We start from the raw sequence: 25,235 nt of genomic DNA, 5'->3' as shown, positions 1-25,235 counted from the left end.
CGTTGCTGCGGGAGAACGCTCTCACCGCCCGGCTCCCGCCCCTCCGCCGGGCGCCCGTCGCCGTCCGCGTGAGGGAAACGCGAGGACTCCGGGCCGGGCCGTAGGGGAACCGTGAGGACCGCTCCGAGGAGCCCCCGCGAGGTGTTGCATCGCTTCCTGTGCCGCTTCCCGGCAGGCGTCCGGTCCCGGGCGTCGTCCGCTCCCCGGATGGAGTCCTCCGTGCTCGACCTCGCCTACCTCCTCGGCGTGCTCGCCCTCTTCTCGCTCATCGCTCTCGCCGCGAAGGGGGTCGAGCGGCTGGGCGGACCGCCCCCCTCGGCGACCCGCGGGACCCGCGAGAAGGAGGCGGGCCGGTGATCGTCTTCGACGCCCTCGCGGCCGTGCTGGCGCTCGCCGCCGTCGTCTACCTCGTCGCGGCCCTGATCCGACCGGAGCGCTTCTGATGGATCCGCTCCTCGCCGTCCTCCAGGTCGCGACCGTCGGCCTGGCCGTCGCCCTCCTCCACCGCCCCCTCGGCGACCACATGTTCCGCGTCTACACCTCGACGCGCGACCTCGCCCTCGAGCGCGGCGTCTACCGCCTCATCGGCGTCGACTCCGCGGGCGAGCAGAGCTGGCGCGCCTACCTCCGGGCCGTGCTGGCCTTCTCTCTCGTCGGCGTGCTCCTGCTCTACGGGATGCAGCGCCTCCAGGCGGTCCTGCCCGGCTCCCTCGGCCTGCCCGCGGTGCCGGAGGGGCTGGCGTTCAACACCGCCGTCTCGTTCGTCACCAACACCAACTGGCAGTCCTACTCCCCGGAGGCGACCCTCGGCTTCGCGGTGCAGCTCGGCGGCCTCGCCGTGCAGAACTTCGTCTCGGCGGCCGTGGGCCTGGCCGTGGCGGTGGCGCTGATCCGCGGATTCGCGCGCCGCTCCTCCGGAACGCTCGGCAACTTCTGGGTCGACCTCGTGCGCGGCACGCTGCGCCTCCTGCTGCCCCTCGCGGTGGTGGCGGCGGTCGTGATGATCGCGGGCGGCGTGATCCAGAACCTGAACGGCCCGCTGACGGTGACCACGCTCACCGGCGGCGAGCAGAGCATCCCGGGCGGCGCGGTGGCCTCGCAGGAGGCGATCAAGCTGCTCGGCACCAACGGCGGCGGCTACTTCAACGCCAACTCCGCGCACCCGTTCGAGAACCCCTCGGCGTGGGTGTCGCTGCTGCAGATCGTGCTGATCCTCGCGATCCCGTTCTCGCTGCCGCGCACCTTCGGCCGGATGGTCGGCGACGTGCGGCAGGGGCGCGCGATCCTCGCGGCGATGGCGACGATCTTCGTCGTGTCGCTCGCGGCCCTCACCGCGCTGGAGGCGGCGGGCGGCGGATCCGCGGCGCAGGCCGCCGGAGCCGCGATGGAGGGCAAGGAGACGCGCTTCGGCATCGCCGGCTCCGCCCTCTACGCGACCGCCTCGACGCTCACCTCGACCGGCGCCGTCAACGCGATGCACGACTCCTTCACCGCGCTCGGCGGCATGCTGCCGATGCTCAACATGATGCTCGGCGAGGTCGCCCCCGGCGGCGTCGGCTCGGGCCTCTACGGGATGCTCGTGCTCGCGGTGCTGGCCGTGTTCGTCGGCGGGCTGCTGGTCGGCCGGACGCCCGAGTACCTGGGAAAGAAGCTCGGCCCGCGCGAGATCAAGCTCGCGAGCCTCTACATCCTCGTGACGCCGACGCTCGTGCTGGCCGGCACGGCCCTGAGCTTCGCGATCCCGGCGGTGCGGGAGGACGTGGAGAGCACGTCGATCCTGAACCCCGGGCTGCACGGGCTCTCGGAGGTGCTCTACGCCTTCACCTCCGCGTCCAACAACAACGGCTCGGCGTTCGCGGGGCTGACGGCGAACACGCCCTGGCTCAACACGGCGCTCGGCGTCGCGATGCTCCTCGGCCGCTTCCTCCCGATCCTGCTGGTGCTCGCCCTGGCCAGCTCGCTCGCGGCGCAGTCGCCGGTGCCCTCCAGCGCCGGCACGCTGCCCACCCACCGGCCGCAGTTCGTCGGCCTCCTCGTGGGCGTCACGGTCGTCGTGACCGCGCTCACCTACTTCCCCGTACTCGCGCTGGGCCCCCTGGCGGAAGGACTGCGACTCCGATGACCACTGCACTCACCGAGGCCCCCGCGGAACCCGCGCGCCCCGCCCGCGCCGCCCTCGGGCCGCGCCAGCTCGCCGCTGCCCTCCCCGGAGCGCTGCGCAAGCTCGATCCGCGCCTGATGTGGCGCAACCCCGTCATGTTCATCGTCGAGGTCGGCGCCGTGCTGACCACGGTGTTGGCGGTCGCCGAGCCGTTCCTCGGCGGGCCGGAGGAGTCGGGCGGATCGACGGTGCCCGTCACCTTCACGGCCGGCATCGCGATCTGGCTCTGGCTCACCGTGGTGTTCGCGAACCTCGCGGAGTCGGTGGCCGAGGGCCGCGGCAAGGCGCAGGCCGAGAGCCTGCGCGCCACCCGCACCAGCACTCCGGCCCGGCGCGTGGCCGACTACGACCCCGCGGACCCCTCCGCCCTGTCGGCCCGCCTGGTCGAGGTCTCCTCGGCCGAGCTGCAGCTGGGCGACGTGGTCGTGGCGGAGGCGGGCGACCTCGTCCCCGGCGACGGCGACATCGTCTGGGGCATCGCCTCCATCGACGAGTCGGCGATCACGGGCGAGTCGGCCCCGGTCGTCCGCGAGAGCGGAGGCGACCGCAGCGCGGTGACGGGCGGCACGCGAGTGCTCTCGGACCGGATCGTGGTGCGCATCACCTCGCGGCCGGGCGAGACCTTCGTCGACCGGATGATCGGCCTGGTCGAGGGCGCGTCGCGGCAGAAGACGCCGAACGAGATCGCGCTCGACATCCTCCTGGCGAGCCTCTCGATCGTGTTCGTCGTGGTCGTGCTGACCCTGAACCCGATCGCCTCGTTCGCGGGAGCCTCCGTGAGCGTTCCGGTGCTGGTCGCCCTGCTCGTCTGCCTCATCCCGACCACCATCGGCGCCCTCCTCTCGGCCATCGGCATCGCCGGCATGGACCGGCTCGTGCAACGCAACGTGCTCGCGATGTCCGGCCGGGCCGTGGAGGCGGCGGGCGACGTCACGACGCTCCTGCTCGACAAGACGGGGACGATCACCTACGGCAACCGCCGGGCGGTGGCGTTCCTCCCGCTCGACGGAGTGGCGCAGGCCGCCCTCGTCGACGCGGCCGCCTCCTCCTCGCTCAGCGACCCGACGCCCGAGGGGAAGTCGATCGTCGACCTCGCGGGCGACTCGGGCCGCCCCGCCGTCGAGCCCGCTCAGGCCGCCGTGGTGCCGTTCACCGCGCAGACCCGGATGAGCGGGCTCGACCTCCCCGACGGCTCCTCCATCCGCAAGGGCGCCGGCTCGGCCGTGCGCGCCTGGGTGGAGGAGGAGGGGCCGCTGCCGTCCGCGGTCGCGGCGCGCCTCACGGTGCTCGTCGACGGCGTCTCGGAGAGCGGCGGCACGCCCCTGGTCGTCGCGGTGAAGGACGCCCACGGCGCCCGCCTGCTCGGCGTCGTGCACCTGAAGGACGTGGTGAAGGACGGGCTCGCCGAGCGCTTCTCGGAGCTGCGCGCGATGGGCATCCGCACCGTGATGATCACGGGCGACAACCCGCTGACCGCGAAGGCGATCGCGGCGGAGGCGGGAGTCGACGACTACCTCGCCGAGGCGACCCCCGAGGACAAGCTCGCCCTGATCCGGCGCGAGCAGGAGGGCGGCGCGCTGGTCGCGATGACCGGCGACGGCACCAACGACGCCCCGGCCCTCGCGCAGGCCGACGTGGGCGTGGCGATGAACACCGGCACCTCGGCGGCGAAGGAGGCGGGCAACATGGTCGACCTCGACTCCGACCCCACCAAGCTCATCGACATCGTGCGGATCGGCAAGCAGCTGCTGATCACCCGCGGCGCGCTCACCACGTTCTCGATCGCGAACGACGTGGCGAAGTACTTCGCGATCATCCCGGCGATGTTCGCGGGGGTCTTCCCCGGGCTCGCGGTGCTGAACGTGATGCAGCTGCACTCGCCGGCCTCGGCGATCCTCTCGGCGATCGTGTTCAACGCGCTGGTGATCGTCGTGCTGATCCCGCTCGCGCTGCGGGGAGTGGCGTACCGCCCGGTCGCCGCCTCGCGCATCCTCAGCCGCAACCTCCTGGTCTACGGGCTGGGCGGAGTGATCGCTCCGTTCCTCGGGATCAAGCTCGTCGACCTGATCGTCGCCGCGATCCCCGGCTTCTGACCCGCCCGTCCCGACCACTGAAGACAGAGAGAAGAGACCATGTTCCGTCCCTACGGTGTCGCGCTGCGCGCGATGATCGTGCTCACCGTGCTGCTGGGAGCGGCGTACCCGCTCGCGGTGCTCGGGATCGGGCAGCTCGCCCTGCCCGCCCAGGCGAACGGCTCGCTGCTGCGCCAGGACGGCGCGGTTATCGGCTCGTCGCTGATCGGCCAGTCGTTCACGGACGCCGACGGAGCGCCCCTGCCGGAGTGGTTCCAGTCGCGTCCCTCCGCCGCGGGCTACGACGCCGCGGCCTCGACCGGCAGCAACCTCGGCCCCGAGAACGCCGACCTGGTCGCGTCCGTCGAGGAGCGCCGGGCCGCGATCGCGGCCTTCGAGGGCGTCGACCCGGCCGCGGTTCCGGCCGATGCGCTGACCGCCTCCGCCTCGGGGCTCGACCCCGCGATCAGCCCCGCCTACGCGCAGCTGCAGGCGCCCCGCGTCGCCGCCGCCCGCGGGCTCGACGTGAGCGCCGTGCGCGCGCTGGTCGACGAGCACACCGCGGGCCGCGAGCTCGGGTACCTCGGCGAGCCGACGGTGGACGTGCTCGAGCTCAACGCCGCTCTCGCGCGGCTGTGACCGCTCCGGTGGCGCCTCCGGCTCGTAGAATCGCGATCGGCTCGTCGGGACCGTCCGATCGAGCGGATCGACGCCGGACCCGCGAGCCCGGGACACCCCGGAGCCGCGAGCACGAGGGGAGGCCGGGAGCATGACGAAGGGCCGCCTGCGCGTGCTCCTCGGAGCCGCGCCCGGAGTGGGCAAGACCTACACGATGCTCGAGGAGGGCCGCCGGCTCGCCGCCGAGGGCCGCGACGTCGTGGTGGCCGTGGTCGAGACGCACGGCCGCTCCGCCACCGCCGCGATGGTCGAGGGGCTGGAGGTCGTGCCGAGGAGGGCCGTCGAGCACCGCGGCGTGCTGCTCGACGAGATGGACCTCGACGCGGTGCTCGCCCGCCGGCCCGACGTCGCGCTGGTCGACGAGCTCGCGCACACCAACGCCCCCGGCTCCCGGCACGAGAAGCGCTGGGAGGACGTCAGGACGCTCCTCGACGCGGGCATCACCGTCTTCTCGACCGTGAACATCCAGCACATCGAGTCGCTCAACGATGTGGTGCACGCGATCACCGGAGCGCCGCAGCGCGAGACGATCCCGGACGCGGTCCTCCGCGCCGCCGACCAGATCGAGGTCGTCGACCTGGCGCCCCAGGCGCTGCGCGACCGCCTCGCCGACGGCCGCGTCTACCCGCCCGAGCGCATCGACGCGGCGCTGTCCAACTACTTCCGGCTCGGCAACCTGACAGCCCTGCGCGAGCTCGCGCTGCTCTGGCTCGCCGACGAGGTCGACAGCGCGCTCCGCGACTACCGCGTCGAGCACGGCATCGACAGCACCTGGGAGGCGCGCGAGCGCGTGGTCGTGACCCTCACCGGCGGGCCGGAGGGGGAGACACTGCTGCGGCGCGGCGCGCGGATCGCGGCCCGCGCCTCCGGGGGCGATCTGCTCGCCGTGCACGTGGTGACCCCCGACGGCCTCCGCACTCCCCGGCCGCACGTGCTCGAGGCGCAGCGGGTGCTGGTCGAGAAGCTCGGCGGCAGCTACCACCAGGTGGTCGGCGAGGACGTGCCGCGCACGCTGGTCGAGTTCGCCCGCTCGGTGAACGCGACGCAGCTGGTGATCGGCGTGAGCAGGCGGAGCCGCCTCGCCTCGGCGCTGACGCCCGGCACGGCGTCGACGGTGATCCGCGAGTCCGGCAACATCGACGTGCACATCGTCAGCCACTCCGCCGCCGGGCGCACCGCGGTGCTGCCGAGGCTCGACGGGGCCCTGACGCTGCGGCGCCGCCTCCTGGGACTGGCCCTCGCCCTCGTGGGCGGCCCGCTGGTGACCTGGCTGCTCTCGAGCCTCCGCAGCGACGAGTCGATCACGAGCGACGTGCTCTCGTACCAGCTGCTGGTGGTGGTGGTCGCGCTGGTCGGCGGGCTCTGGCCGGCCCTCTTCGCGGCCGTGCTCTCGGGGCTGACCCTCGACTTCTTCTTCGTCGATCCGCTCTACACGATCACCGTCGACGAGCCTCTGCACGCGCTGGCGCTGGTGCTCTACGTGCTCAACGCGGCGCTCGTCAGCGCCGTGGTCGACCGCGCGGCCAGACGGGCGCGGGCCGCCAAGCGCTCGGGGGCGGAGTCGGAGCTGCTGGCGACGATCGCCGGTGGCGTGATCCGCGGGCAGGGGGCGCTGCAGGCGATCCTCGAGCGCTCGCGCGAGGCGTTCGGGCTGACCGGCGTGCGGCTGCTGCGCGGCGGCGAGCTCGTCGCGGCCGACGGTGAGCCGCAGCCGGAGGGCGATCCCGCGCGCATCGCGGTGGGCGAGGGCGCGGTGCTCGAGCTGCACGGCCGCGAGCTGGAGGGGAGCGAGCGACGGCTGCTCCAGGTCGTCGCCGCCCAGCTGGACTCGGTGCTCGAGAACGCGGCCCTCAGCGAGACGGCCAGCTCCCTCGCTCCGCTGGCCGAGACCGACCGGGTGCGCAGCGCCCTGCTCTCGGCCGTCAGCCACGACCTGCGCCGGCCCCTCGCCGCGGCCACCGCGGCGGTCAGCGGTCTGCGCTCGCCCGAGGTGGTCTGGAGCGAGCGCGACCGGGAGGAGCTGCTCGCCACCGCCGACGAGAGCCTCACCGTGCTGGCCGCGCTGGTCACCGACCTGCTCGACGTGACGCGGCTGGAGGCGGGGGCGCTCGCCGTGGCGCTCGCTCCGCTCGACGCCGCCGACGTGGTGCTCCCCGCGCTCGACGAGCTCGGTCTCGGACCCGGCGAGGTCGACCTCGACCTCGATCCGGAGGGCCCGGCGCTGCTCGCCGACGCGGTTCTGCTGCAGCGCGTCGTGGTCAACCTGCTCGCGAACGCCGTCCGCTACGCGCCGTCCGGCACCCGGGTGCGCGTGGCCGCCAGCGCCTTCGGCGGGAGCGCGCAGCTGCGGATCGTCGACCACGGCCCCGGGGTGCCCGAGGAGCGCCGCGCCGAGATCTTCGTGCCGTTCCAGCGACTCGGCGACGACGACAACCTGACGGGCCTGGGCCTCGGCCTCGCGCTCTCGAAGGGGTTCACGGAGGGGATGGGCGGCACGCTCGAGACGGAGGACACTCCGGGGGGCGGGCTGACGATGGTGGTGACGCTGCCGCTGGCGCCGGAGACTGCTGCCGCTGCTCCTGCGGTTCACGTCGCTCCGGCCGCCCCGCACGACGGCGGGTCGGGCGCCGCCCCGCACGAGGACTCCGGAGGAGCCGCATGAAGATCCTGATCGCCGACGACGACCCGCAGATCCTGCGCGCCCTGCGCATCACCCTCACCGCCCGCGGATACGACGTGGTGACGGCCGGCGACGGCACCGAGGCGATCAACCGCGCGGTGGACGAGCATCCGGACCTCTACATGATCGACCTCGGCATGCCCCGGCTCGACGGGGTCGAGGTCATCCACGGACTGCGCGGCTGGACGAGCGCGCCGATCCTGGTGGTGTCGGGGCGGACGGGCGCGGCCGACAAGGTGGGCGCGCTCGACGCCGGCGCGGACGACTACGTGACCAAGCCGTTCTCGATGGACGAGGTCCTCGCGCGCATCCGGGCCCTCTCGCGGCGGGTGCAGCCGGCCGACGGCGAGCCGCTGGTCGTGATCGGCGAGGTGACCGTGGACCTGGTGGCCAAGAGCGCGACGCGGGACGGCGTCTCCGTGCGGCTGACTCCGACGGAGTGGCAGGTGCTCGAGATCCTCATCCGCAACGCGGGCAAGCTGGTCACCCGCCGCTCGCTGCTGGCCGAGATCTGGGGCCCCGCGCACGTCACCGACACCGGCTACCTGCGCCTCTACCTCGCGCAGCTGCGCAAGAAGCTCGAGCCCGACCCCGCACATCCGCGCCACCTGCTGACCGAGGCGGGCATGGGCTACCGCTTCGTGCCCTGACCGGCCTGTGCCCGGCGGGGGGAACCCCGGACCGTCGAGGGAGCCCGCTGGTCGTGGCTCCCGCGACCGTTAGGGGTCCCCTCGGCGGAGGAGGGGCGCCCGCAGGTCACCAGTCGTGGACGGTGCCGTCGGCGAGGCGGTTGAAGGGCAGGTACGCGCGCACGTAGGGGTACTTCCCGGCGGCGTCGACGTCGAGCTCCACGCCCAGACCGGGGGCGTCGCCCGGGTGCAGCCGTCCCTCGCTCCAGGTGAACGACTGCTGGAAGACGCTGTCGGTCCGCTCGCCGTGCTTCATGTACTCCTGGATCCCGAAGTTGTGGATCGCCAGGCCCAGGTGCATCGCGGCCGCCATTCCCACCGGGGAGACGTCGGTGGGTCCGTGCATCCCGGACTTGATCTGGTACTGCGCGGCGTGGTCGAGGATCCTCCGGAGGTGGGAGACGCCTCCGGTGTGCGTGACCGCGCTCCGGATGTAGTCGATCAGCTGCTCGCGGATGAGGAGCTGGTAGTCCCAGACGGTGTTGAAGACCTCGCCGATCGCCAGGGGCGTGGTGGTGTGCTGCCGGACGAGGCGGAGGGCCTCCTGGTTCTCGGCGGGCGTGCAGTCCTCGAGCCAGAAGAGGTCGTACGGCTCGAGGGACTTGCCGAGGGCCGCGGCCTGGATCGGTGTCATCCGGTGGTGGCCGTCGTGGAGGAGGGGGAGCTCCGGCCCGAACTCGTTGCGGACGGCCTCGAAGACGCGGGGGACGTGGCGCAGGTAGGCGCGGGTGTCCCAGTCCTCCTCGGTCGGCAGGCCGCCGCGCTGCGCCGGCTCGTGGTCGTAGCGCACGCCGGCGTTGCCCTCGAGGACGGCGTTGGAGGCGATGCCGTAGATCGAGGTCAGCCCCGGCACCGCGGTCTGCACGCGGATCGCGCGGTACCCCTGCTCCTGGTGCTCGCGGATGCTGTCGAACAGCTCCGCGTCCGTCCGCCCGGACGCGTGGCCGTAGGCGAGCAGGCCGGTGCGGGACGCGCCTCCGAGCAGCTGGTAGAGCGGCATGCCCGCGGCCTTGCCCTTGATGTCCCAGAGGGCGGTGTCGACCGCCGCGATCGCCGCCATCGTGACCGGCCCGCGGCGCCAGTAGGACGACCGGTAGAGGAACTGCCAGGTGTCCTCGATGCGCGAGGCGTCGCGGCCGAGGAGCAGCGGCACGACGTGGTCGGCGAGATAGGAGACCACGGCGAGCTCGCGGCCGTTGAGGGTCGCGTCGCCGAGGCCGGTCAGCCCGTCGTCGGTCGTGAGCTTGAGGGTGACGAAGTTGCGGTCGGGACTGGTGACGACGACCTCGGCCTTGTCGATCTTCATGGGATGCCTTTCGTGGTGGGGGATCGGGTCAGGGGTTCCGGCCGGGAGCGCGGTCCATCGAGAACGCGGCGGTCGAGAGGCCGGGCGCCACGGGCGCGGCCTGCCCCGTGCTCTCGCGGCGCTCGGCGATCTCGGCGACGATCTGCGCGTGCCGACGGTCGGTCAGCGGGTAGAACGCCATGATCAGCACCGCGAGCAGGGCCGCGACGGCCGGGATGAGGCCGGCGGCGGCGCGGATGCCCCACTCGGCGTGCTCGCTCTGCTCCGCGGCCCCGGCCACGTAGCCGCCCCAGGCCAGCGCGTACGCGGCGAGGGCGCCTCCGACCGCCTGGCCGGTCTTGCGGGTGAAGGAGAACAGGGCGTAGATCGTGCCCTCGGAGCGGATGCCGGTCTTCCACTCCCCGTACTCGACGGTGTCGGCCTCGATCGCCCAGACGAGCATGTTGACGAGCTGGATGCCGACGTAGGCGAGGACCAGTCCGCCGAAGCCGACCGCCACCGCGTCGCCCGGGGCGAGGAAGACGACCGTTCCGCCGCTGATCAGGACCCCGACTCCGGCCATGTAGGCGTTGCGCTTGCCGAACCGCCGCACGATCGTCGGGACGAGGGCGGCCAGGCCGAAGGTCAGGGCGAGCTGGATCAGCGACATCGCGGCGTAGAGCTGGACCGATCCGAGCACGTCGCGCAGGTAGTAGAGCTGCACGGTCTGGAGCGCGAGCGTCCCGGTGAGGAACAGGAACGAGCTGAGGCAGAGGAAGAGCAGCGGCCGGTTGGAGCGGAGGGTCGTCATGCTCTGACGGAACGTGACGTGCGCGACGTCGCGCTGGACCCGCTCCTTCGCGGTCAGGATCGTGAAGAGGTAGAGCGCGGAGCCGACGACGACGAAGCTCAGCGTGACGATCGAGAAGAGCGACTGCAGATCGGCGCCGGGGACGACCAGCGGGGCCATGAAGGTGCCGAGCCCGGCCCCCACGATCGCGCCGCCGATGGCGCGGGCGCTGGCGAGCTTCGCGCGCTCGGTGCCGACCTGCGTCATCGCTCCGGCGAGCGAGCCGTAGGGGATGTTGACGAGGCTGTAGGCGAGGCCGAGCGCGGCATAGCTCAGGTAGGCGTAGAGCAGGGTTCCGCTCTCGCCGATCTGCGGGACGGAGAAGGTCGCGGCCGAGAGCAGCAGGAGCGGAACCGACCCGAACATCAGGAAGGGCCGGAACTTGCCGAAGCGCCTGCTGTAGGTGCGGTCCACGACCCGGCCGGCGAAGACGTCGGCGAACGCGTCGAAGATCCGCACGACGAGCAGCAGCGTGCCCGCCGCGGCCGCGGAGATCCCGGCGACGTCGGTGTAGTAGACGAGCAGGAACATCGTGGCGGTGGTGAAGGCGAGGTTGTTCGCCGTGTCGCCGGCGCCGTAGCCCACGATGCTCAGCTTCGAGAGCTTCTCAGCGGCGGGCGCTCCGGGCGCGGTGGTGCGGGGGGTCATGCGGGCTCCTTTACCCGGGCGCGGACCCGTCGGGGATCCGCGCCGCATCGAGACGGTGCGAGGGTGGCAATCGGTTGCCGACGGTGCCGGAAGGCACCGCGCGGAGAGGCGGGGTGGAGGTCTAGGCCGCCTGAGCGGCGACCGCGGCGACGAGGGCCGGGTCGTCGACGAGGCGCGGGTCGACGAGCCGCAGCAGCGCCTCGAGGGGCCGGGCGGAGCCGAGGGCGCGGTCGAGGGCGGGGCGCTGCGCGTCGGGCAGGCGGTCGCCCTGGAGCAGCAGTGCGATCCAGTCGGCGACGGCACGGAGGGAGGCGGCTCCGTCGTGTCCGCCCGCGCGCTCCGCGAGGAGCACGGGCGCGATCCGGATGCGGAGCTTGGCGGTCGCGTCGGCGCCGATCTGCTCGAGCCGGTGCTCGATCCGGGGGTTGCCGAAGCGCTCGAGGAGGGCGGCGCAGTAGGCGTCCGCGTCGAGACCGGCGGGGAGGCCGGCCGCCGCCTCCGCCCAGAACGCCTCGACGGCGCTCCGGCAGGCGGGGTCGGCGATCGCCTCCGCGACGGTGGCGAGACCCCGCCGGCGGCCGGTGGCGGCGAGGAGCGTGTGCGCGCCGTTGAGGAGTCGCAGCTTGCGCCGCTCGAAGGGCTCGATGTCGTCCACGAAGCGGGCTCCGGCGCGCTCCCAGGCGGGTCGGCCGGCGGGGAAGCCGCCGCAGAGGATCCAGTCGCGGAACGGCTCGGTCACGACCGACGCGGCGTCGCTGATGCCGGTGAGCACGGCCGCCGCCTCCCGGTCCGCCGCCGTGGCGGCCGGAGTGATCCGGTCGACGGAGGTCGACACGAACGAGACGGTGCGGTCGATCCAGTCGGCGAGCGACGGGTCGAGCCGCTCGGCGAGCAGGAGCAGTCCACGGCGCACGAGAGGGCCGTTGCCGGAGAGGTTGTCGCAGGGGACGACGGCGAGCGGGCCGGAGCCGGCGTCGCGCCGGGCGGTGAGGCCGAGGAGGAGGCGGCCGAGCGCGGTCGTCGGCGCTCCTCCCGATCGGAGGGCGGCGAGGTCGCTCCGGACGGCGGGGTCGTCCAGGTCGAGGCCGCCATCCGCGGCGAGACGGTACCCGGCCTCCGTGATCGTCAGCGTGACGATCGCCGTCGCCGGAGCCGCGACGAGCTCGACGAGACGCGCGACGTCCGCGCCGTCGACCGCCTCGACGATGCTGCCCACGACCGTCGCCGAGTCGCCCTCCGGTCCGCGCTCGATCAGCGTGAACAGGCCGTCCTGCGCGGCGAGCTCCTCGGCCGCGCGGGGGCTCCGGCCGGTGAATGCGGCGATGCCCCACTCGTGGTCGTCGTCGACGGCGTGCGTATACCAGGCCTGGTGCGCTCGGTGGAAGGCGCCGAGGCCGAGGTGGACGATGCGGACGGGAGCCGCCGGCAGGCCCGCGGACGCGCGATCGAGACCGCCTCCTCCGCCGTGCCCGCTCACAGCTTGAAGACCTTCCGCGGCTGGGCGTCGACGAGGTCCAGGATGACGGCGCTCGCCGTCTCGGAGTCGATGCGCCCCTCGGCGACCAGGCGCGCGAGGAACGCGGCGTCCAGCCTCCGCGCCATGTCGTGACGGGCCGGGATGGAGAGGAACGCGCGGGTGTCGTCGATGAAGCCGGAGCTCCGCTTGAAGCCGGCGGTCTCCGTCACGGCGGCGCGGAAGCGCAGCACCGCGTCAGGCGCGTCGAGGAACCACCACGGCGCTCCGAGGAACACCGACGGGTAGTAGCCGGCGAGAGGAGCGAGCTCGCGCGAGTGGGTGCTCTCGTCGATCCCGAAGAGGACGAGGTGGAAGCCCGGCGCGTTGCCGAGCTCCTGCAGCAGCGGGCGGAGGGGCTCGGCGAACCGGGTCGCGACGGGGATGTCGTGGCCGGTGTCGGGACCGAAGCGCTCGAAGGTCGGCCGATCGTGGTTGCGCAGCACGCCGGCGTGGACGGTCATCACCAGGCCGTCGTCGACGCTCATGCGGGCGGACTGCAGCAGCAGGTGGGCGGCGAGGACGCGGCTGCCCTCGGCGTCGATCGTGCCGGCGCGGGCGCGGGCGAAGAGGGACTGCGCCTCGGCGGGGTCGAGGTCGACGGTCAGCGGCTCCAGCACTCCGTGGTCGGCGGAGACGGCGCCGTGGTCGAGGAAGTACCGGCGCCGGGCGCGGAGGGCCTCGAGGAATCCGGGGAAGCTGGACTCCTTCGTTCCGGTGGCGGCGGCCAGGGCGGCGACGCGTTCGGGCCAGCCGGGGGTGGAGGGATCGAGGTAGGCGTCGGGGCGGAAGGTCGGCAGCACCCGGCCCGGGAACGCCGGATCCTCCGCCAGAGCCCGGTGGACGGCCAGGTCGTCCAGCGGATCGTCGGTCGTCGCCAGCACCTCGATCCCGAACCGCTCGAAGAGCGCCCGCGGGCGGAAGGCGTCGGACGCCAGCCGGGCCCCGATCGCCGCGAAGAGGGCGTCGGCGGTGGAGGCGTCGGGCTGCTCGGTGATGCCGAACTGCTCGGCGAGGATCGACTGGAGCCAGTAGCCCGAGGCGGTTCCCGCGAAGATCCGCCAGTGCGCGCAGAACGTGCGCCACACCTCCTCCGGGCCGGCGAGGCGCTCGCCTCCGGGGATGCCGAGATCGCCGAGGTCGATCCCGGCGGAGTGGAGCAGCCGGGTGACGTAGTGGTCGTGCCGGAGGAAGAGCTCGGACGCGTCGGCGAAGGGACGGTCCTCGAGCAGGAGGCGCGGATCCACGTGCCCGTGCGGGGAGAGGATCGGCAGGTCGGCGACGCTCGCGTGGAGATCGCGGGCGATCGCCCGGGTCGTCGGGTCGATCGGCAGGAGTCGGTCGGGATCGTTCAGCAGCTTTGTCGGCACGGGGCCATCCAAGTATGGGTGCCGAGGAGTGTCAACCGATTGCCAGAGGTGTCGCACCGGATGGCGCGCCGGGCGCGGACCGGGGTCAGGAGTCGCGGCGGGGTCCCGTCGAGGCGCGCGGGACGAACTCCGTCGGCAGATCGTCGGCCCGCTCCGGAGGCTCCTCGTCGCCGAGCACCCGGCGGACCGCCCGCTCGCCCATCCGGCCCAGCGGTGCGCTGATGGTCGACAGCGGTGGCGAGGTGAAGTCGCTCCCGAAGATGTCGTCGAAGCCGATGATGCTGAGCTGCTCCGGGATCGCGACGCCCGACTCCTGAGCCGCGCGCATCAGTCCGATGGCGACCAGGTCGTTGTAGGCGATCACCGCGCCGACGCCGGAGGCGGTCACCCTCGCGAGCGCGCTCCTCCCGCCCTCGAGGGTCGAGACGCCCGGCCCGATCTCGACGACCGTCATGCCCCGCTGCGGAGCGCGGTCGAGGAGGAGCTCCCATCGCGCGGCGCTCATCCACGAGTCGGGCGGACCGGCGATGAAGGCGAGGGAGCGGTGGCCGAGGGCCGCGAGGTGGTCGAGCGCGGCGTCGATCCCGGGGGCGAGATCGGGCACGATCCCCGCGACGCCGGGGACCACGCGGTTGAGGACGACGACCGGGATGCGCCCGGCCAGCGCGATGATCTCCTCGTCGCTGAGGCGGGTGCTGACGAGGACGAGCCCGTCGGTGGAGGCGGCGATGCGGTCGGCCGCCTCGGCCTCGCGCTCCCCGGACTCCTGCGACTCGGCGAGGATCATCGTGAAGCCGCGGAGCGACGCCGCCCGCTCCGCTCCGCGCACGGCGGGGAAGAAGGCCGGGTTGGTGATGTCGGCCACCAGCAGCCCGAGGGTCGAGGTGCGGCCCGTCGGCAGCGCGCGCGCCATCGGGTTGAGCCGGTAGCCCAGCTCCTTCGCGGCGGCGCGGATCCGCTGCTCGGTCGCGGCGTTCAGCCGTCCGGGCGTGCTCAGCCCGCGGGAGACGGTGGAGGGGGCGACGCCGGCGAGTCGGGCGACGTCGTAGATCGTCGTCGCGGAGCGGCCGCGGCGTCTCGCGGCGGAGGGGCCGGTGGGCGCGTCTTCGCTGGGCACGATCGCGGTCTTCTCTCGAGGGGCACGGCGGCGGACGGGGCGCCGTCCGCCGCCCATGCTGCCACAGGGCCGAGAAGCCCGCCCGGCCCGTCGCTCGCGTCCGGGTCGGGCCGGATCGGGGAGCCCGCGCTCCGGGAGGCCGCCGTCGCCGGTCGGCCGCCCACCGCTCCGGTCCTGTCCAGCGCGGCCGCCCCGTCAGCTCCGCTCCGGGAACGCCCCCTCCTCGCGGATCCGCTCGTTGAGCGCCGCCAGGAACACGCCCTCGTCGAGGTCGAGCGGTACCTCGCGTCCCGTCCAGCTCGAGTAGTGGATGGCGTTGGCGAGCCGGACCCCGAGGATCCCCTCCGCCCCGGGTGCGAGCAGCGGCGTGCCGTGCAGGATGCTGTCCGCGAAGTCCTGCAGGACGGCCGTGTGCTGCTCGCCCCAGACCGACGCCGACTCGATCCGCTCCGTCGTGGAGAGGCCCGCGGTGTCGTAGCGACCGCCGAGCAGGAGGCCCACGTCCTCGGCGCTGAGGGCGGCGCTGACCTCGCGCTCGGGGGCGTTCAGCCGGGTGATCGTCGCGACCCGGGAGTCGTCGACGACGATCCGGCCGCGGTCGCCGATTATCTCGAGGCGGTCGGTGCCGATCGGGTCGTGCGTCGTGGTGACCAGCACACCGGTCGTGCCCCCGCCGAAGTCGGCGAGCACCGTCACCTCGTCCTCCACCGCGATGTCGCGGCACCGTCCGTAGCCGGCCTTCGCGACCACCGACTCCGGCACCCCGCACAGCCACTGCCACAGGTCGAGCTGGTGGGGCGCCTGGTTGACCAGGACGCCTCCGCCCTCGCCTCCCCAGGTCGCGCGCCACGCGCTCTGGTCGAAGTAGGCCTGCGGCCGCCACCAGGTCGTGATGATCCAGTTCGAGCGCAGGATCCGGCCGATCCCGCCCTCGTCGACGACCTCCTTGAGCCGGCGGTAGAGCGGGTTCGCCCGCTGGTTGAACATGATCGCGAAGCGCTGACCGGGACGGGCGGCGGCGGCCTCGTTCAGCTCCGCGACCTGCGCGGCGTAGACGCCCGCCGGCTTGTCGACCAGCACGTGCAGCCCGTGCTCGAGAGCGTCGATGCCGATCCCGGGGTGGAGGTAGTGCGGAGTGCAGACGACGACGGCGTCGACCTCTCCGCTCGCGAGGAGGGAGCGGTGGTCGGCGTGGAAGGACGCTCCGGGTGCGAGCGCGGCGGCCGCCGCCTCCCGGGCGGGGTCGACGTCGGCGACGGCGGTGACGACGAGGTCGCGCACCCTGCCGTCGGCGAGGAAGCGGGCGTAGGAGGAGCCCTGGGCGCCGAATCCGATGATGCCGAGGCGGACGGTGGTCATGGGAGGAGTCCTTCGTTCGGGGTGGAGTGGGGGATCCGCGCGGGCGCGCTCGGGGCGTACGCGGCCTGGACGATCGCGAGCGACCTCGCCGCCTCGCGGGGCGAGATCCAGAAGGGCCCGTCCTCGCTGAGGCGGGCGTAGAAGTCGTGCACGAGCAGCTCGTGCGAGGCGCCCCAGTACGAGCGCCCGCCGGATCGGCGCTCCGTGTCCGGGACGACCTCGACGGATCCGTCGTCGCGCCGCACGGTGAGGGCACCGCGCAGCGAGACGGTGGCGCGCTCGGTGCGCAGGCGGAGCTCGACCGGCTCGTCCCACGCGTTCGCCACGGTCGCGTAGAGGACGCTGCGCGCGCCGGAGGCGTGGCTGAGCACCAGGTCGGCGGTGTCCTCGACCTCGATCGGAAGCAGGCGCGTGGAGGCGGAGCCGCTCACCGTGACCACGTCGCCGAGGAGCCACTGCAGGAGGTCGACGGTGTGGATCGCCTGGTTCATCAGCATCCCGCCGCCGCCCTCGGCCCGCATCCCGCGCCAGGGGCGGTCGAGGTAGTAGCCGGGAGTGCGGTGCCAGAGCACGGTCGCGGCCGCACCTGTCACGGCACCCAGGGAGCCGGACGCCAGCAGCTCGCGGAGGCGCTGCACGGGCGGGTTGTAGCGGTTCTGGAAGCAGACGCCGATGCGCGCTCCGCCCCGCTCGGCCGCGGCGATCACCTGCTCGCCCTCGGCGACGGAGGAGGCGAGCGGCTTCTCGAGGAGCACCGCGACGCCGCGGTCCAGGGCCGCGACCGCCAGCGCGGCGTGCGTGCTGTGCGGAGTGCAGACGTGCACGACGTCGGGGCGGACGGAGTCGAGCATCCGGACCGCCTCGGGGAAGCCCGGCACCGCGTGCCTCTCGGCGGCCGCGGCGAGCCGGCCCGGGTCGGTGTCGCAGACCGCCACCAGCTCCGCGCCGGGTGCGGTGCCGATCGCCGCGAGGTGGACGGAGGAGATGTCGCCGCAGCCGATCACCGCCGCGCGGACGGTCATCGCAGGTCGATCCCGAGCGAGGAGGCGAGCCCCCGGAAGGCTCGAGCGGCCACTCCGAACGACTCGGGGCCGGAGAATCCGCCGAAGGCGTCCGTGATCGCGAGGTGCGGCTCCAGCGAGGCGACGCCCGTCCAGCCGTCGTCGCGCAGGGCGGTGAGCGTCTCGCGCAGCTGGCCGTCGCCCTCGCCGGCGGGCACCACGGTGCCGGTCGCGGCCACCGCGTCCTTCACCTGCAGGTAGTCGACGTAGGGCCGCAGCGCCGTCCAGCCGTCGTCGAAGGGCCGCACCCCGCACTGCACGAAGTTCGCGTTGTCCCAGGCGAGGCGCAGGGCGGGCGAGCCGACGGACTCGACCAGGTCGAGGATCCGCTCGGGGACGTCGCCGTAGATGTCCTTCTCGTTCTCGTGCAGCAGCACCACGCCCTCGCGCTCGGCGCGGTCGGCGAGCCTGCGCATGCGCAGCAGGACGTCGTCGCGGATGCTCTCGACCGGCACTCCCTCGCCCCGGTAGAACGAGAAGACGCGGATGCTCGGTGTGCTGAGGGCGTGCGCGGCGCGGATGACGCGGTCGAGGCGCGCCACCTCGAGCTCGGGGTCGAGGGCGACGTCGACCTTGCCGATGGGCGAGGCGACGGCCGAGACGGACTGGCCGCCGCGCTCGAGCACGGCGGCCAGGCGGGCGAGGCGCTCGTCGTCGAGGTCGACGACGTTCCGGCCCCAGGCGCTGCGCACCTCGATGCTGTGCGCGCCGAGCGCTCGGAGGACGGCGACCTGGACGACCGGGTCGGGGTCGATCTCGTCGCCGAAGCCGGAGAGGGTCCAGGGTGCGGGGTTCGCGGGTGCGGTGGTCGCGGGTGCGGGGGTCGCGGGTGCGGTGGTCACGGTGCGTGCCTCGTTCTCGTCGTCGGGAACCGGCGGGCAGGAGCGCCGCCGTGCCACGACCATACGCGTATTGGCAACCGATTGACAAGGTCGGAGACGCGCCTCTACCGTCGGGGGCGTTCCGGGCCGCGGCGACGCCGGCCTCCACCGCGACCGGGAGGACTGCCGTGACCAGGATCGGCGTGCAGGCGATGATGCTGAAGGACGCGTTCGCCTCGGCGGGCGCCTTCGCGACGCTCCGGGAGGTCCGAGCGATCGGCTACCGGTCGGTGGAGATCTCGCAGATCCCGCTGACGGCGGCCACCGTGGCCGAGCTGCAGCGGGCGCGGGACGAGCTCGGCGTCGAGATCGCGGCGATCTCGGCGGGCCTGGCACCGGGGGACTCCCCGGGCGCCGCGCTCGAGGGCGGGCTCGCCGGGATCGTCGCCGACGCCCGCGCGCTCGGCACGCGCACGGTCCGGATCGGCATGCTGCCCGCCTCCGCGGCGGCCTCGCCGGCCGCTCTGCTCGATTTCGCCGACCGCTGCCAGGCCGCCGCGGCGAGGCTCCGCGACGACGGGCTGCGGCTGCTGCTCCACAACCACCACCACGAGTTCGCGCGGCACGGCGGCCGCCTCCTGCTCGACGTCGTCGCCGACCGGGCTCCGCTGCTGGGGCTCGAGCTCGACGTGCACTGGGTGCAGCGGGGCGGGCTCGATCCCGTGACGACGCTGCGCCGGTACGGGGAGCGCGTCGCCCTGGTGCACCTGAAGGACTACCGGGTCGGGCCGCCCGCCGACATGTCCGGCGGGTGGTCCGTGCACGCCTTCACCTCGAACGTGCAGTTCGCCGAGGTGGGGGAGGGAAACCTCGACTTCCCGGGGATCATCGGGACGAGCCTCGCGCTCGGCGTCGAGCACCTCCTCGTCGAGCAGGACGAGCGCTACGGGCGGAGCGCGCTCGACTGCCTGCGGACCTCGCACGTGAACCTCGTCGCGATGGGGTTCTCGGACCTGTTCTGAGGAGCGGCCGAGGCTCCTCCCCAGGGATCGGAGCGGCCCGTTCTCCACCGCTCAGGGGCCCGGGTCCCCGCCGCGTCGGGCGCGACGGCACGCTTGCTCTCCGTGCCCGACCAGTCCGTGGTCGAGTGGACCGAGGACGCCGCCCCGCACGCCGAGGAGGAGGAACGACGACCGGGAAGACGACTGCGAACGACGGCTCGACGGCCCTCCGCTACCCGCCCGCGTACGGCCGCCCCGCTCCGGCCACCCCTCCGCCCGGTCGATCGGGGATCTCCGTTCCGCCCTCGCATCCGGGCGCAGCCCCGGAGAAGAAGCAGCCGGATCCGCCGGGGTCCGCCTCCGCTCCGCGGAGCGGAGGACAATGGAGGGACCCCCAGTGAAGGAGACCACCGTGGATCAGCCGCGCATGAACGTCGAGTCGTTCAACCTCGACCACCGCACCGTCGCCGCGCCGTACGTGCGCCTCGCCGACGCGAAGACGCTGCCCGGAGGCGACCACCTCGTCAAGTACGACGTGCGCTTCACCCAGCCCAACCGCGGGCACCTCGAGATGCCCACCGTGCACTCGCTCGAGCACCTGTTCGCCGAGAAGTCCCGCAACCACTCCGACCGCGTGATCGACTTCTCGCCGATGGGCTGCCAGACCGGCTTCTACCTGCTCCTCTCGGGCGAGCCCGAGCTCGCCGAGGTGCTCGGACTGGTCGAGGCGACGCTCCAGGACATCACCGAGGCCGACGAGGTCCCGGCCGCCAACGAGACCCAGTGCGGCTGGGGCGCCAACCACTCCCTCGAGGGGGCGCAGGAGGCGGCGCGCACGTTCCTCGCGCACCGCTCGGAGTGGGAGACGGTCACCGCGTGAGCACGGCGATCGTCCTGGTCGCGATGGACGAGGAGGCCGCGCCGTTCCTCGTCGCCGCGTCCAGAGCCTCCGAGCCGCGCGCCGTCGGCAACGCGCTGCAGTGGGAGCTCGAGCTCGACTCCCGCGCGGTGCTGCTCGTCCGCACCGGCATCGGCCTCGTCAACGCGGCCGGCGGTCTCACCGCAGCGATCCTTCGGGAGGCCGGCGAGCGGCCGCTCGTGGTGAGCGCGGGGACCGCCGGCGGCCTGGGCGCCGACGTCCGCGTGGGCGAGGTCGTGATCGGCGCCGAGTACGTGCAGACCGACGCCGATGCGCGGGCGTTCGGCTACGCGCTCGGGCAGGTCCCGGGGATGCCCGCCCGTTACTCCGGGGACGACGCGGCGCTCGCCGCGGAGCTCGAGCTGCCCGAGGGGCCGGAGGTGCGCCGCGGCGTGATCGTCTCGAGCGACGTCTTCGTCTCCAGCGCCCACGTGGACCGCGTGCGGAGCGACTTCCCCGGCGCGCTCGCCACCGACATGGAGTCGGTCGCGCTCGCGCAGACGGCGCACGTGCACGGGCTGCCGTTCGTCTCGGTCCGCGGGATCTCGGACCTCTGCGCCCCCGGCGAGTTCGAGGCGCACGTCGACGACGCGGCCGATCGCTCCGTCGCCGTGGTGCGGGCGCTGCTCGTCGAGCTCGGCGTCCGGGACTGACGGACGGGCGGCCCTCCGCGACACCGCGGAAGGGCCGCCCCGGGGGTCAGTCGTTGCCGACGTGCTGGTCGCCGGCCTCCTGGGCCTTGTCGACCTGCCCGGCGAACTTCCCGCCGGTCGCGGAGTCGGCGGCGTCGCCCGCCTTGTCGAGTCCCTTGTCGGTCAGCTCCTCGCCCTTGTCGCTGCTCGCGGCGTTCTTCGCCTTGTCCGCGAGTCCTCCGAGATCCACCATGGGGTCGTTCCTTCCGTCGATGAGCGCCCGTCGAGCAACGGGCCGTCGCCAGTCTCCGCCGCTCGGCGAGGGTCTGCGCGGGGGTTGCGGCTCACGGCCGCGCCGAGGACGATGCGCCTCCGGATCCGCTGTTCCCCCGGGGCCGCCGACGCGCCAGAGTGAGCGGTGCGCCCCCGCGCACCGACCCCAGGGAGAACCGATGAAGTACATGCTGATCATGCGCGCGACCGATGCGGCGAAGGAGGCCTACGCCTCCATCCCGTTCGACGAGATCATCACCCGGATGGGGCAGTACAACGAGGCGATGATCGAGGCGGGCGTGCTGCTCTCGGGCGACGGCCTGGCCGACGACGTCGCCTCCTCCGGCTTCGTGGTCGACTTCTCCTCCGAGCCGCCGACCGTCGTCGACGGCGCCTACGGCCCGACCGAGTCGCTCTTCAACGGCTTCTGGATCATCGGGGTCGACTCGAAGGAGCAGGCCCGCGAGTGGGCGCTGCGCTGCCCGCTGGTGCCCGGCAACCGCCTCGAGGTGCGCCGGATCACCGACGAGAGCGACTTCGCGGAGTTCGCCGACAACGAGTACGTGCAGAAGGAGGCCGGCTGGCGCGAGGACGAGGCGGCCCGCGCCTCCGGGGACTGACGCGGCGGCGGGCGTCACGCCTCCGTGACGACGCCCGCCTCGACGTGCCAGTGCCGCGTCAGCTGCACCGTCTCGAGCATCCGCCGGTCGTGGGTGACCAGCAGCAGCGTGCCCTCGTACGCCTCGAGCGCCTCCTCCAGCTGCTCGATGGCGACGAGGTCGAGGTGGTTGGTCGGCTCGTCGAGCACCAGGAGGTTCGTGCCGCGGGCCTGGAGGAGTGCCAGGGCGGCTCGCGTCCGCTCGCCCGGCGAGAGCTCGCTGACGCGGCGGCCGACATGATCGGCCTTCAGCCCGAACTTCGCCAGCAGCGTGCGGACCTCGGCGGTCGGCCACTCGGGCACCAGCGCCTCGAACGCGTCCGCGAGCGGCACCTCGGCGGCGAGCATCCCGCGGGCCTGATCGATCTCGCCGATCGCCACGCTCGCTCCGAGGGAGGCGCCGCCCTCCTCCGGCTCGGCGCGGCCGAGGAGGAGCGACAGCAGCGTCGACTTGCCGGCGCCGTTGGGCCCGGTGATGCCGATCCGGTCGCCCGCGTCGACCTGGAGCGACACCGGCCCGAGCGTGAAGGCGCCGCGGCGGGCGACCGCGCCGTTCAGCGTCGAGACGACCGAGCTCGAGCGCGGGGCGCTGCCGATCGTGAAGGCGAGCTGCCACTCCTTGCGCGGCTCCTCGACCTCCTCGAGCCGCGCGATCCGGCTCTCCATCTGGCGCACCTTCTGCGCCTGCTTCTCGCTCGACTCCGCCGAGGCCTTGCGGCGGATCTTGTCGTTGTCGGGGGCCTTCTTCATCGCGTTGCGCACGCCCTGGCTCGACCACTCCCGCTGGGTGCGGGCGCGGGAGACCAGGTCGGCCTTCTGCTCGGCGAAGTCCTCGTACTTCTCGCGGCGCTGGCGGCGCGCGGTCTCGCGCTCCTCCAGGAACGCGTCGTAGCCGCCTCCGTAGACCCGGTTGGTGCCCTGCGCGAGATCGAGCTCGAGCACGCGGGTGACGCTGCGGGCGAGGAACTCGCGATCGTGGCTCACGAGGACCGCGCCGCCGCGGAGCCCGCGGACGAAGGCCTCCAGGCGCTCCAGGCCGTCGAGGTCGAGGTCGTTGGTCGGCTCGTCGAGCAGCACCACGTCGAAGCGCGAGAGCAGCAGCGCCGCGAGGCCGACCCGCGCCGCCTGCCCGCCGGAGAGGGAGGTCATCGTCGAGGAGGCGGCCGCGGCGCCGAGCGACAGGCCCAGGTCGGCCAGGACGACCGGGGTGCGCTCGTCGAGGTCGGCCGCGCCGCTCGCGAGCCAGCGGTCGAGCGCGAGGGCGTACCGGTCCGCGATCGAGCCGTCGGGATCGGGGTCGGCCAGGGCGGAGGCGGCGGCGTCGAGCTCGGCGGAGGCCTCGGCGCAGCCGGTGCGGCGCGCGATGTAGCCGGCGACGGTCTCGCCCTCGCGGCGCTCGTGCTCCTGCGGCAGCCAGCCGACGAAGGCGTCGCCCGGCGAGAGCACGACGGAGCCCTCGAGCGGAGCCGTCTCGCCCGCGAGGATGCGCAGGAGCGTCGACTTGCCGGCTCCGTTCGCCCCGACGACGCCCACCACGTCCCCGGGGGCGACCGTCAGGTCGAGTCCGTCGAACAGGGTGCGGTGCGCATAGCCTCCGGAGAGGCCCTTGGCGACGAGGGTGGCGGTCACCGGTCCAGCGTAGGCGCGGGCGACTCGCTAGACGGCCTGGTGATCAGCCGGTCTAGGATGTGCGGATGAGCGACACGAGCCTGCGGAGCGGCGCCGGGTACTGGTACCCGGACGAGTCGTCCACCCGCCGCGCTGTCGAGGTGCTGAGCGCGATGCGCACGTACCGCGTCTCCGAGGTCTCGATGCGCCGCCGCACGCGTGAGCGGATGGCGATGGGCGAGACGGACCTGATCGCCATCCAGTACCTGCTCCGCCAGCAGCGCAAGGGCGAGCTGGTGACCGGCAAGGACCTGGCCTCGCACCTCTCCATCTCGTCCGCGTCGACCACGGTCCTCATCGACCGCCTGGTCCGCAGCGGCCACCTCGTGCGCAAGCCCAACCCGACCGACCGGCGCGGGATCGTCGTGGAGGCGACCGTCGACAGCGACGACGAGGTGCGCGCCACGCTCCAGGAGATGCACCGCCGGATGCTCGAGATCGCCGAGGACCTGGACGCCCCCGAGGCCGAGGTCGTCGTCAACTTCCTCCGCCGGATGAGCGCGGCCGTCGACCAGATCGACGCGGAGCACGGCGACGGGCACGATACGGACGAAGCCGACCCGGCGGAACCCTCCGCGGCGAAATAGCTAGACGGACTAGTAATAAGCCGAGGGGCCTATAGTCTGGCGGCATGGGTCAATTCCTCTACGGCACTCCTCCCGCCGTCATCGAGATCGAGGACCGGACCCTGGCCCACCTCCAGATCGTGATCTACGCGAAGTTCCGCCGCGACGAGCGCTTCAGCCTCACCCTCGACTCGATGCCCGAGGGTGCGCGCGGCCGCCACTCCTTCTGGATGAACCCGAACATCGCCCTGCAGTTCCACTTCGCGGGGAGCCGGCAGCCGACGATCAACCCGACCTGGGTCGAGCTCCTGATGGACGCGGCGAACAGCGGCGGCGGGCTGCGCCTGCTCACCGAGCCCCCGTCCTGACCCGGTCCCGGTGAGGCCGACCCGGCCCGGACGACCGCGGAGCTCCCTGCACGACGGTGGATCCGCAGCACCGGCCTCCTGCGACAGCGCACGTGCCCCCGGCCGCCCCGTCTCCTAGGGTGGAGCGGGCGCCGCGGGGCGCGCGGAGGGCGGGGGACATGCGCAGGACGGTCATCGGAGCGACGGCACTGGCCGGTGTGCTCGCGCTCGCGGGGTGCTCGGCGCCCGCTCCGGCTCCCACGGTCACGGTCACCGTGTTCGCCACTGCGACGCCGACCCCGGTGCCGGACCCGACCGTCACGGCGGCGCTCCCGCAGGCGACGGCCACGGTCTTCGCGCCGGTCCCCGAGGCGACGGTCACCTTCACGCCGAACGCGACGCCGGACATCCCCGAGACCGCCTTCGCGGTCGACAACGGCGCGGTTCCCGGGGCGAACGGCGAGCCGACCCGCGATGGGGAGGGGGACATCGTGAGCTACACCGTGGTGCAGGGCGACACGTTCTTCGACATCGCGCAGCGCTTCGGGATCCCGGTGCAGCAGCTGCTCCGGATGAACCCGACGATCGCCGGGGCCGGCGAGGCGGTCTACATCAATGCAGTCATCGACCTCGACGCGAGCACGCTGGGCTGAGCGGAGCGGCGAGCCGCGGAGGCGGTCGCCCGGAGCGACCCGGCTACTGCGACTTCGGCAGGACGTGGAACGCGACGGCCAGCGATCCCGAGATCATCAGGATGCCGCCGACGAAGAGGAATCCGGCGATGTCGGGCAGCAGGAACGAGTTGCCGAGAACGAGGATCCCGCCGAGGAACAGCACGAACGAGAGGACGACGCCCAGACCAGTCAT

General features: G+C 73.4%; 25 protein-coding genes. 14 read left to right on the top strand and 11 right to left on the bottom strand.

The genetic code is table 11. From position 1 onward, the window contains the following. Positions 1-207: 207 nt before the first annotated feature. From GTU71_RS16220 to GTU71_RS12310, 7 genes are all read left to right on the top strand, one after another. On the top strand, positions 208-357 hold the full coding sequence (locus GTU71_RS16220) for a hypothetical protein (RefSeq protein WP_167299012.1): 150 nt from the start codon (positions 208-210) through the stop codon (positions 355-357). Beyond that, positions 354-443, top strand: coding sequence for a K(+)-transporting ATPase subunit F (gene kdpF, locus GTU71_RS12335; protein WP_068209492.1), 90 nt, complete (start codon positions 354-356; stop codon positions 441-443). The genes GTU71_RS16220 and kdpF overlap by 4 nt, the downstream gene beginning before the upstream one ends. Next, positions 443-2,122, top strand: a complete 1,680-nt coding sequence (kdpA, locus tag GTU71_RS12330; protein WP_159940288.1) for a potassium-transporting ATPase subunit KdpA — start codon at positions 443-445, stop codon at positions 2,120-2,122. The genes kdpF and kdpA overlap by 1 nt, the downstream gene beginning before the upstream one ends. Then, the gene (gene kdpB, locus GTU71_RS12325; protein WP_159940286.1) at positions 2,119-4,254 is read left to right on the top strand and encodes a potassium-transporting ATPase subunit KdpB; all 2,136 of its coding nucleotides are present in this window, start codon (positions 2,119-2,121) and stop codon (positions 4,252-4,254) included. The genes kdpA and kdpB overlap by 4 nt, the downstream gene beginning before the upstream one ends. A 39-nt stretch (positions 4,255-4,293) precedes the next feature. Next, positions 4,294-4,872 (top strand): K(+)-transporting ATPase subunit C, encoded by a 579-nt coding sequence (gene kdpC / locus GTU71_RS12320; protein WP_104222649.1) that lies wholly within the window; start codon positions 4,294-4,296, stop codon positions 4,870-4,872. Positions 4,873-5,002: 130 nt separating this feature from the next. Continuing rightward, the gene (locus GTU71_RS12315) at positions 5,003-7,573 is read left to right on the top strand and encodes a DUF4118 domain-containing protein (RefSeq protein ID WP_104255657.1); all 2,571 of its coding nucleotides are present in this window, start codon (positions 5,003-5,005) and stop codon (positions 7,571-7,573) included. Then, positions 7,570-8,241, top strand: a complete 672-nt coding sequence (locus GTU71_RS12310) for a response regulator (protein WP_104222647.1) — start codon at positions 7,570-7,572, stop codon at positions 8,239-8,241. The genes GTU71_RS12315 and GTU71_RS12310 overlap by 4 nt, the downstream gene beginning before the upstream one ends. 106 nt (positions 8,242-8,347) lie before the next feature. On the opposite strand, the gene manD is transcribed toward GTU71_RS12310, so the two are convergent. The 8 genes from manD to GTU71_RS12270 all read right to left on the bottom strand — a co-directional run bounded on the left by manD (position 8,348) and on the right by GTU71_RS12270 (position 18,325). Then, entirely contained in the window at positions 8,348-9,586 is a 1,239-nt protein-coding gene (gene manD / locus GTU71_RS12305) for a D-mannonate dehydratase ManD (protein ID WP_104238009.1), read from the bottom strand. A gap of 28 nt (positions 9,587-9,614) precedes the next feature. Beyond that, positions 9,615-11,063, bottom strand: coding sequence for a glucuronide transporter (uidB, locus tag GTU71_RS12300; RefSeq protein ID WP_104257955.1), 1,449 nt, complete (start codon positions 11,061-11,063; stop codon positions 9,615-9,617). A 121-nt stretch (positions 11,064-11,184) separates the two neighbouring features. After that, positions 11,185-12,540 (bottom strand): mannitol dehydrogenase family protein, encoded by a 1,356-nt coding sequence (locus GTU71_RS12295; protein WP_244230546.1) that lies wholly within the window; start codon positions 12,538-12,540, stop codon positions 11,185-11,187. Beyond that, positions 12,537-13,946: a glucuronate isomerase gene (uxaC, locus tag GTU71_RS12290; RefSeq protein WP_159940284.1), complete on the bottom strand. Its 1,410-nt coding sequence runs from the start codon at positions 13,944-13,946 to the stop codon at positions 12,537-12,539. The genes GTU71_RS12295 and uxaC overlap by 4 nt, the downstream gene beginning before the upstream one ends. A gap of 85 nt (positions 13,947-14,031) precedes the next feature. Beyond that, positions 14,032-15,063 (bottom strand): LacI family DNA-binding transcriptional regulator, encoded by a 1,032-nt coding sequence (locus tag GTU71_RS12285; protein ID WP_159940282.1) that lies wholly within the window; start codon positions 15,061-15,063, stop codon positions 14,032-14,034. Between the two features lie 195 nt (positions 15,064-15,258). After that, complete coding sequence (locus GTU71_RS12280) at positions 15,259-16,422, bottom strand: Gfo/Idh/MocA family oxidoreductase (RefSeq protein ID WP_104266579.1); 1,164 nt, start codon at positions 16,420-16,422, stop codon at positions 15,259-15,261. Next, the gene (locus GTU71_RS12275; protein WP_159940280.1) at positions 16,419-17,444 is read right to left on the bottom strand and encodes a Gfo/Idh/MocA family oxidoreductase; all 1,026 of its coding nucleotides are present in this window, start codon (positions 17,442-17,444) and stop codon (positions 16,419-16,421) included. The genes GTU71_RS12280 and GTU71_RS12275 overlap by 4 nt, the downstream gene beginning before the upstream one ends. Further along, a complete protein-coding gene (locus GTU71_RS12270; RefSeq protein WP_244230545.1) occupies positions 17,441-18,325 on the bottom strand; it encodes a sugar phosphate isomerase/epimerase family protein in 885 nt (294 codons plus the stop codon). The genes GTU71_RS12275 and GTU71_RS12270 overlap by 4 nt, the downstream gene beginning before the upstream one ends. Before the next feature lie 167 nt (positions 18,326-18,492). On the opposite strand from GTU71_RS12270, the gene GTU71_RS12265 reads away from it, so the two are divergent. The 3 genes from GTU71_RS12265 (at position 18,493) to mtnN (ending at position 20,877) form a co-directional block, all read left to right on the top strand. Continuing rightward, a complete protein-coding gene (locus GTU71_RS12265; protein WP_244230544.1) occupies positions 18,493-19,326 on the top strand; it encodes a sugar phosphate isomerase/epimerase in 834 nt (277 codons plus the stop codon). Positions 19,327-19,732: 406 nt separating this feature from the next. Further along, positions 19,733-20,185 (top strand): S-ribosylhomocysteine lyase, encoded by a 453-nt coding sequence (locus GTU71_RS12260; protein WP_104247555.1) that lies wholly within the window; start codon positions 19,733-19,735, stop codon positions 20,183-20,185. Beyond that, the gene (mtnN, locus tag GTU71_RS12255) at positions 20,182-20,877 is read left to right on the top strand and encodes a 5'-methylthioadenosine/S-adenosylhomocysteine nucleosidase (protein WP_244230543.1); all 696 of its coding nucleotides are present in this window, start codon (positions 20,182-20,184) and stop codon (positions 20,875-20,877) included. Before GTU71_RS12260 ends, mtnN begins: the two co-directional genes overlap by 4 nt. 46 nt (positions 20,878-20,923) lie before the next feature. Here mtnN and GTU71_RS12250 read toward each other — a convergent pair whose 3' ends face one another. Next, complete coding sequence (locus GTU71_RS12250; RefSeq protein ID WP_104282784.1) at positions 20,924-21,109, bottom strand: antitoxin; 186 nt, start codon at positions 21,107-21,109, stop codon at positions 20,924-20,926. A 199-nt stretch (positions 21,110-21,308) separates the two neighbouring features. Here GTU71_RS12250 and GTU71_RS12245 point away from each other — a divergent pair, with 199 nt between their 5' ends. Continuing rightward, complete coding sequence (locus tag GTU71_RS12245) at positions 21,309-21,749, top strand: YciI family protein (protein WP_104222630.1); 441 nt, start codon at positions 21,309-21,311, stop codon at positions 21,747-21,749. 14 nt (positions 21,750-21,763) lie between these two features. Here the strand turns inward: GTU71_RS12245 and GTU71_RS12240 are convergent, their stop codons facing one another. Then, the gene (locus tag GTU71_RS12240; protein WP_159940276.1) at positions 21,764-23,416 is read right to left on the bottom strand and encodes an ABC-F family ATP-binding cassette domain-containing protein; all 1,653 of its coding nucleotides are present in this window, start codon (positions 23,414-23,416) and stop codon (positions 21,764-21,766) included. A 65-nt stretch (positions 23,417-23,481) separates the two neighbouring features. Here GTU71_RS12240 and GTU71_RS12235 point away from each other — a divergent pair, with 65 nt between their 5' ends. From GTU71_RS12235 to GTU71_RS12225, 3 genes are all read left to right on the top strand, one after another. Further along, on the top strand, positions 23,482-24,042 hold the full coding sequence (locus tag GTU71_RS12235; RefSeq protein WP_159940274.1) for a MarR family transcriptional regulator: 561 nt from the start codon (positions 23,482-23,484) through the stop codon (positions 24,040-24,042). Between the two features lie 44 nt (positions 24,043-24,086). Beyond that, entirely contained in the window at positions 24,087-24,389 is a 303-nt protein-coding gene (locus GTU71_RS12230; protein WP_068250131.1) for a hypothetical protein, read from the top strand. Positions 24,390-24,547: 158 nt separating this feature from the next. Next, entirely contained in the window at positions 24,548-25,021 is a 474-nt protein-coding gene (locus GTU71_RS12225; protein ID WP_159940272.1) for a LysM domain-containing protein, read from the top strand. A 43-nt stretch (positions 25,022-25,064) separates the two neighbouring features. Here GTU71_RS12225 and GTU71_RS12220 read toward each other — a convergent pair whose 3' ends face one another. After that, positions 25,065-25,235, bottom strand: a complete 171-nt coding sequence (locus GTU71_RS12220; RefSeq protein WP_159911733.1) for a hypothetical protein — start codon at positions 25,233-25,235, stop codon at positions 25,065-25,067.

Source organism: Rathayibacter sp. VKM Ac-2762 (genome assembly GCF_009866585.1).
In the GTDB taxonomy this organism is placed as follows: Bacteria; Actinomycetota; Actinomycetes; order Actinomycetales; family Microbacteriaceae; genus Rathayibacter.
Note: the sequence above shows the minus strand (reverse complement) of the source record. Positions and strands in the feature narration are given on the sequence as shown.